Below are 7,232 nucleotides of genomic sequence, written 5' to 3'. Positions count from 1 at the left end.
GCATCCCGCCGCCCTTGCCGGCTTTCGTTGCGGACTGCTTCGCTTCGGCCTTGGCGAGTTCCATTTCCTGGCGCATCAGGGTGGAAAGATCCCGGGTGACGTCTCCCAGGAGCTCCCCGAGGGAATTGGTGTCCGCCTTGGCGTGCGCGGCTGTCGGAGGAGTCTCCGGTATCTGACTGCTCACAGCTGACGACCTTCACCCTCGGCATAAGGATTATTGGGATCGCGCAGCGGTGCGCCTGCCGAGCCCGGACCCGCATATTCTGGCCTCGCGGGTTCGCCGTACACGGTTTCGCCGTAGATCGGCGGCTCGCCGACGGCCGACTCCTCATAGAACGGCTCGCCTACGCCTGATGTGATGGTGCTTTCGGTGGCTGCCGAGTGCGCGGGAGCGGCGGTGCGGGTCCCGCTCGTGGCGGCCGGGGCGCCGGCCTGAAGGCTGCGTCCGAGTCTGCCCGCGAGCATGCCGGCCCCGGCGGCCAGGAGCAGGAACGTGCCGGGGCGCTGCCGTGCGAAGGACTTGACCTCGTCAAGCAGGGAACCCGGATTTCTGTTTTCCAGCCACGACGCCATGGACTCAGAGCGGTCCGCGGCTTCGCGGATCAGGCCGGAAGCGACGCCCTGCTGTTCGGGCGCGTCCGCCATGGTGCGCAGCTGTGAGGAGATGGTGCGGATCCCTTCGGCTGCCTTCTGCTGCTGGGCGCCTGCCTGGTCGGTCAGATCCGACTTCGCCTGGTAGAGGAGATCCTTGGCATTGGTCTTTACCTCGGAAGCCACATTTGCGGCCTCGGCCTTAGCCGTGCCTGCCACGTTCTGGGCTGCACCGGCGGCCTGATGAGCCACGGTGGAGGCCTCGTCTTTTGCCACGTCCTTTTTGGTTGCGGAACCTTCAGACCCTAGGGACGAAGCCGGAGTTGTGGTGGCCGGGTACTGATCGGTAGCCGCATCTGCCGCCTGCGGCCATTGGCTCTCTGTCATCATTGCTCCCTTTCCTTGATGGGACAGCTGCTGTGATGATCCAGCACGTCGATTAATAGTAAGCATGTTTAGCATCAGATAGTAAGTACGCTTGCTAGTTTGCCTGCAACGCCTCGTCGAGCGGCGTCAGGCTGGACCGGGGCCAGCCTCGGGGAGCAAAAATTTCTAAAAACCCCTTGCGGACTGTTAACGCCGGTGTTATAAAAAATCTATACCAGCTGATATAGATCGGCTGGGAACTGGGAAGAGGAATGATGGACCGTCTCACCTTTGAGGAGGGAAAGCCATGTTGATGCGGACCGATCCGTTCCGCGAGCTGGACAGGCTCGCCCAGCAAGTCCTAGGCACAGCAGCGCGTCCGGCCGCCATGCCCATGGATGCGTGGCAGGAGGACAAGGAATTCGTTGTGGCCTTCGATCTGCCCGGCGTGAACCCGGACTCCGTGGATCTGGACATCGAACGGAATGTCCTGACGGTGAAGGCTGAACGACCCGATCCCGCAGGCAAGGACACCGAGATGATTGTCTCTGAACGTCCCCGTGGCGTGTTCAGTCGGCAGCTGATCCTGGAAGACACGCTGGAAACGGAAAGCATCAAGGCAAGTTACGACGCCGGCGTGCTGACTCTGCGGATTCCGGTCGCCGAGAAGGCCCAGCCGCGCAAGATTGAAATCGAAACCAAGGGGGGCAAGCAGGAGATCGCAGCTTAGCCTCCGCACCAGACAGGGAGGGTCCGGCGAACGTGTTGTCTGCCTTTTGGGGCGGTTAGCCCGGGAGCACGCCACAGCGTTGTATAGCGCACGGCAGAACTGTCCGGATTCCTCCCGTGAGGGTGGCCCCGTGGCCGTCTCGGCCCGGGGTCAGCCTTCGTTCTACTCCAGACAGCGCCTCCAGACAGCGCCTGATTTTTGCTACAGACAACGGCCCCGCATGTGGATACGCTGGAGGAACAAGTCCCCGACTGTAACTCCGGTTGCAGGCAGCGGCTTTCGCCCACAGTACTGCGGGCACATGGCAGGAGCGCCGAGGTGAACAGAACCAGAGGCCGGAACAGCGTGACTTTCGCGGCTGCGGTTTCCCTGGCAGCAGGACTCCTCACGGCCTGCACACCGACTGCGGGAGGCCCGGGTGGTCCGGCGGTCGATGGTTCCGATCCTCATGGCCTCACGGTGTGGACCGCGGACACCCTTCCGGACCGCGTGGCCAAGATCGAGGTGATCCTCGATAAGTTTGCGATCGCCACTGGTTTGAGTGTGGACCTCGTGAGCGTACCCGCCCACCGGTTCAACCAAGTCCTGGCATCCTCAGCGGCATCGGGGGACCTGCCCGATGTCATTGGTGGGATTACGCTGGCTGATGTCCGCACGGTCGAGGCCAACGGCTTTGCCAACACCGAGGCAAACGCTGAAGTCGTCCGCAAACTGGGTGAAAAGACTTGGTCCCAGCGTTCGCTGGAGCTGACCCGTGACGGTGGCCAGCAATTGTCCGTACCGGATTCAACATGGCAGGAGCTCCTGTACTACCGAAAGGACCTGTTCGCCAAGGCGGGCCTGAGAACACCCGATACCTATGGTGCCATCAAGGCTGCAGCAGAGAAGCTGCATAGTCCGCAGATGGCAGGCTTCGCCGCTGCCAACAAGGCCGGACAGGCATTTACACAGCAGTCCTTCGAGCATGTCGCGCACGGCAACGGGTGCGAAATGGTCAACGCGGAGGGAAGCGTCGCGTTTGACAGCCCGCAGTGTGTGGGTGCGCTCGGCTTCTACCGCGACATGCTGAAGAATTACTCGCAGCCGGGGCCCCAGGATCTGGATACTGTCCGGGCCGCCTACTTCGCCGGCAAAGCCGCCATGGCTGTCTGGCCATCGTCAATGCTGGACGAGTTGGCGGGCCTGCGCAGCGATATCCGGCCCGGCTGCCCTGAGTGCAAGGCGGACCCGGCGTACCTCGCCAAAAATACCGGTGTGGTGACGGGAATCCTTGGAGCGGGCGAAGCACATGCACACTTCGGCGAGGTCACGTCCTGGACGATCACGAACGACTCGGACACAGACCTGGCGCGCCAGTTCGTGGAATACATGATGACCGACGGCTATGCCGACTGGCTTGCCATTGCCCCTGAGGAACGGCTTCCGGTCCGCGCGGGCACCGAGGCCAACCCGGCTGAGTACTCGGACGCCTGGAAGGCCTTACCTCTTGGCACCGGCAGGCAGCAGCCCCTGCACAAGCTCTACGCGCCGGGTGTCCTCGACGTTCTGCTGAACGGCGTCAACGAAGTCAAGCACTGGGGCATTGTTGAGGGGCACGGTGAACTCACCAGTGCCGCACTCCGTGAGCTGCCCATCGCCAAAGCCGTCAGCGATGCCACCATCGGTAAAGTGGAGCCTGCTGCAGCGGTCACGGCGGCAGCCGATTCGCTCCGAGCCATCCATACTTCCCAACACTGAGCAGTTCCCGCAACACTGAGCAGTTCCCTGCACTGGCGTCTCCCCGCGCTGAACCCGTTACGCTTTCAGCTCCATCATCAGCGGCGGCAATTCGTCGGCGAGTTCCCGCGCCAGGAATCCCAGGCTTCCGAGCCGGCTGGCGAGCCTGTCCGCGGCGGCGGCGTGAAGGTGGGTGCCCCAGCAGGCGGCCTGGGCGTCGGTGGTACCGCGGGCGCGCAGCCCGGCAATGGCACCGGCCAGGATGTCGCCGCTTCCCGAGGTTCCGAGTCCGCCGTAGCCGGTGGTGATCTCCCAGCGGTCAGCGGCTTCGGGGGCGTCACCGCCGGCCGGGCGGGCTATCAGGCCCTGGCAGCTCACCACCGCCCGGTACTTCTCCGCAATTTCGACGACGGCGGCAGCCAGGCCGCCGTCGTCGCCGCCCAAGTCCACGTCCCGGCCCAGCAGAATGGCCGCTTCGGTGGGGTTTGGAGTGAGGATCAGGCGTCCGGCCCAGGGCTCCAGCTCGTCCAGCAGTTTGGGGAGGCAGCCGAGTGCATACGCGTCGAGAATCACGGTGGCGCTGGACTCGCCGTTGGAATCATCGCCGTTGGAATCGCCGCCATTCTGGGGCTGCCGCTCAGCCGTTCGCTCCGCCTCGTGCCGCAGCAGCTCCCGGAGAAGCGCCTCAGTCCCGTCGATGTCGTCCAGCCCCGGACCGATCAGCACGGCATCAGCCGCGTCCAGATCTTCAAACAGGGCATCGAGCCCCTCCGGGCCCAGGGACCCGCCCGCCGATTCCCGGAGACCGATCACGCCGGCTTCCGGCAGCATGACGGCCAGCTGCACAGCCACGGACTCCGCCACAGCCAGCGTCAGCCTGCCCGCGCCGGCCCGGAGTGCCGCGGTTCCGGCCAGCAGCACAGCGCCCGGCGTCCGCCGCGCACCGCCGATCACCAGCACCGCACCCCGCGAATACTTGTCCGCTCCGGCAGCGGGGAGAGGCCAGCCGCGCAGCAGCGACGGTGTGACCTGCGCGGCGGATGAACCGGCCGATGCACTGGAAGCGGAGGCACTGGAAGCAGCAGACTCACCGCGGGTGGACACTGGTGTCTCCTGCATGCTCGGTGACCTGGACGCCCTGCTCCATGAGATGGTCGGCCACGTTGAAGCTCTCGAGCGTCCACGGTCCCACTCCGTCCGGCCGGACATAGCGGGTGACTGACGCATTCAGGACGGAGGTGCTCGCGGCAAGATCCAGCAGTTCCCGCTCAGACATCCCCTCGAGGACGTAGCGGAACAGCATGACCACGGCATCGTGGCACACCAGCATTACCCGGTGCCCGCTGCCCAGCGCGTTCAGTTCGCCGAGTACGGAACGCAGCCGCAGCGCCACATCCGCCCAGGATTCCCCGCCCGGCGGGCGGTAGTAGAACTTCCCCAGCCACCGCCGTCGCTCTGCCTCTTCGGGGAGCCGGTTTTCCACGCCGAGGCTGGTGAGCATGTCCAGAATTCCGAGCTCGCGGTCGCGGAGCCTCTCGTCCGTCCGGACCGTCACGGGCCAGCCCGCCGTCTCCGCGGCGATTTCCGCGGTCTGGAAAGCGCGCAGGTAGGGGGAGGAGATTATGACGTCGGGACGCAGTTCCTCGGGGATCGGCGCCAATGCGCGGCCCAGCGCCCGGACCTGTTCACGGCCGGTGGCGGAGAGTTCGACGTCGGCGTCGCGGGCGGGGACGTCGATCACGTCCGCACCGGATTCCTGGGCGACGGTGGCGGCAACGTTTCCCTGGCTTTCGCCGTGGCGGACCAGGATGAGCTCCACTGCCCCCGCGGTCCAGCCTGCCGGGACTGTCCCGTCGTTGCTCTGGGTGTCATTGCGCTTTCCGTTACTGCCCACGATTCCCCTCCCGTTCGCCCTTGGCCTGCGAATGCTTTACGTTACTAGCGCCGTACCCGGACTGCTACCCAACTAAGTCGCAGCTGACGTCGTTTTCAAGCCTCAAACCGGCGATAACTGCGACTCAGTTGGGGACCACAGCGGCCGCGAACCAATCCTTGGGGTCAGGCCCGGGTCCGGGCAGCGGGAAGAGGGACGCCGTCGGTCGGAGTTTCTTCGACCCGCCCGTCGCTCCTTGCAGGGGCGGGCAGCGTCAGAACGAACAGGCTGCCTGCCACAAGGGCGGCACCGGCCCAACCGATCGCCGGAAGTCGTTCACCCACTACCACCACCGCAAGGAGGGCAGCCACCACCGTCTCAGCGAGGGATATCGTCGTCGCCGTGCTGGCGCGGACACGGGCGAGTCCCAGGCCGAACAGAACGTAGCCTGCAAGCATCGGGACAAGGGCCATGTACACGCCCACCGCCAGGTTCTGCCAGGAAGCCACGAGTGGGGCTCCGGTGACCGCCAGGACGGGCATGAGCAGCAGCCCGCCTATGCCAAAAACGGCCCCCATGACTGTTGTTGACGGTACACCGGTGTTGATCAGTCGGTGCGCGGCCCAGGAGTAGAGCGCATACGTGAGCCCGGCAATCAGCCCCAGGCCGATGCCGGCAGGCGTGGACCATCCCGCATCCGTTGCCGGATTACCGTGGCCGCCTCCCGCGAAACACAGCAGCACGGCACCAGTCACACCGAGCACCGCTCCCACTGCCCAGCGGCCGGTAAATCGTCTCTTGTCCACAATCCGTTCTATGACGGCGGAGGCGAGCGGAGCTGAACCGATGGAGACAACTGTCCCCACCGCCACGCCCGCCAGGTGCATTGACGAGTAAAAGGCCAGCGGGTACGCCGCGACGGCCAGGGATCCCACGGCCACCAAGGGCCACTGGCTGCGCAGGGAAGCCGCCAGCGTCATGATCGACCTTGCGGCAATTGCCGCCTGGAGCAGGCCGCCGAAACCCATTGCCACCGCTCCGATGGCCAATGGGCTTACGTCGGGCGCGAATGTGGCTGCCGTTCCCGTTGTGCCCCACAGCACCGAGGCGGCCAGCACAAACAGCGAACCCCACGAGGTCCCCTTGAAGCGTGCGCCCTTCACGGGGTGCCGATCAGGGCGGCCGCGATCCGGCGGGCTTCCTTAATGCAGCGGTCGTTGCCTTCAAGGCCGGAACGGGCCATCGCCCCTTCAAGCAGGAACGCCAAATGCCGGGCCGTTGAAGCCGCCTGCCCAGGGAAGCGGGGGAGGAGTTCGGACACATGCTCCGACAGCAGCGCTTCAACCTCCTCCTTGTGGCGCCGGACCACCGTCCTTCCGGGATCCCCGGCTGGCAGTTCGGCTGCAGCATTCAGCAGGCCACAGCCGCGGAAGCCCTTCTCGTATGCCAGATCAGCGTGGTCCGCGTAAGCATCGAAGACCGCGAGCACGCGCTCCCGGGCACTGAACGCCCTGTCCAGCCGCATCCGATACAGCCCCATCCATTCCTCGTGGCGGGCATTGAGGTACGCCGTCACCAGGTCGGCCTTCGAGGCGAAGTTGTTGTAGAGGCTCTTCTTGGCGACGCCCGCCTCGGCTGTAATGGCGTCGATTCCCGTTCCGGCCAGGCCGTCCGCGTAGAAGCGCCTCGATGCCGCTTCAAGCAGTGCATCACGGGCACGCCGTCTGGGTTTTCCCGGTGTCATCTGCTTCTCGGTCATGAGTCCTCGCCGGCATAAAAGGTAAAGTAGGTAGACCAGTATACCTACTCTGACGGAAGCTGACCTCCTCACGGTAGAGTTTTATACGAGCGGTGAGACCCTTAAGGGCAGTTTCCCCTCTTCCCGGCGCGGCGTTGCGCCCTTTCATTCTTTAGTAAGCGAAGCGCTGCCGTGCGCCTTCCTGACCATGAACGGAG

8 protein-coding genes are annotated in these 7,232 nt (G+C 65.0%); 2 read left to right on the top strand and 6 right to left on the bottom strand.

Features of this window, described 5'->3' with window-relative positions:
* Together J7E80_RS01745 and J7E80_RS01740 are read right to left on the bottom strand one after the other, a co-directional pair.
* On the bottom strand, positions 1 to 184 hold a 184-nt coding region (locus tag J7E80_RS01745), incomplete at its 3' end, for a phage holin family protein (RefSeq protein ID WP_215049747.1).
* Entirely contained in the window at positions 181 to 981 is an 801-nt protein-coding gene (locus J7E80_RS01740; RefSeq protein WP_311380742.1) for a hypothetical protein, read from the bottom strand. The genes J7E80_RS01745 and J7E80_RS01740, both read right to left, overlap by 4 nt.
* Positions 982 to 1,264: 283 nt before the next feature.
* Here J7E80_RS01740 and J7E80_RS01735 point away from each other — a divergent pair, with 283 nt between their 5' ends.
* Positions 1,265 to 1,687, top strand: a complete 423-nt coding sequence (locus J7E80_RS01735) for an Hsp20/alpha crystallin family protein (RefSeq protein WP_215049746.1) — start codon at positions 1,265 to 1,267, stop codon at positions 1,685 to 1,687.
* A 318-nt stretch (positions 1,688 to 2,005) separates the two neighbouring features.
* A complete protein-coding gene (locus J7E80_RS01730) occupies positions 2,006 to 3,424 on the top strand; it encodes an extracellular solute-binding protein (RefSeq protein WP_311380741.1) in 1,419 nt (472 codons plus the stop codon).
* A gap of 57 nt (positions 3,425 to 3,481) precedes the next feature.
* Here J7E80_RS01730 and J7E80_RS01725 read toward each other — a convergent pair whose 3' ends face one another.
* From J7E80_RS01725 to J7E80_RS01710, 4 genes are all read right to left on the bottom strand, one after another.
* A complete protein-coding gene (locus J7E80_RS01725) occupies positions 3,482 to 4,522 on the bottom strand; it encodes an NAD(P)H-hydrate dehydratase (RefSeq protein WP_215049745.1) in 1,041 nt (346 codons plus the stop codon).
* Positions 4,491 to 5,297: a histidine phosphatase family protein gene (locus tag J7E80_RS01720; protein ID WP_215049744.1), complete on the bottom strand. Its 807-nt coding sequence runs from the start codon at positions 5,295 to 5,297 to the stop codon at positions 4,491 to 4,493. Before J7E80_RS01720 ends, J7E80_RS01725 begins: the two co-directional genes overlap by 32 nt.
* A gap of 164 nt (positions 5,298 to 5,461) precedes the next feature.
* The gene (locus tag J7E80_RS01715) at positions 5,462 to 6,439 is read right to left on the bottom strand and encodes an EamA family transporter (RefSeq protein ID WP_311380740.1); all 978 of its coding nucleotides are present in this window, start codon (positions 6,437 to 6,439) and stop codon (positions 5,462 to 5,464) included.
* The gene (locus tag J7E80_RS01710; RefSeq protein ID WP_251036297.1) at positions 6,436 to 7,035 is read right to left on the bottom strand and encodes a TetR/AcrR family transcriptional regulator; all 600 of its coding nucleotides are present in this window, start codon (positions 7,033 to 7,035) and stop codon (positions 6,436 to 6,438) included. The genes J7E80_RS01715 and J7E80_RS01710 overlap by 4 nt, the downstream gene beginning before the upstream one ends.
* Positions 7,036 to 7,232 lie beyond the last annotated feature (197 nt).

The sequence above is a fragment of the Arthrobacter sp. ISL-28 genome (assembly GCF_018613875.1).
Taxonomy (GTDB): domain Bacteria; phylum Actinomycetota; class Actinomycetes; order Actinomycetales; family Micrococcaceae; genus Arthrobacter.
This window is presented reverse-complemented; position numbering and strand designations above follow the sequence as displayed.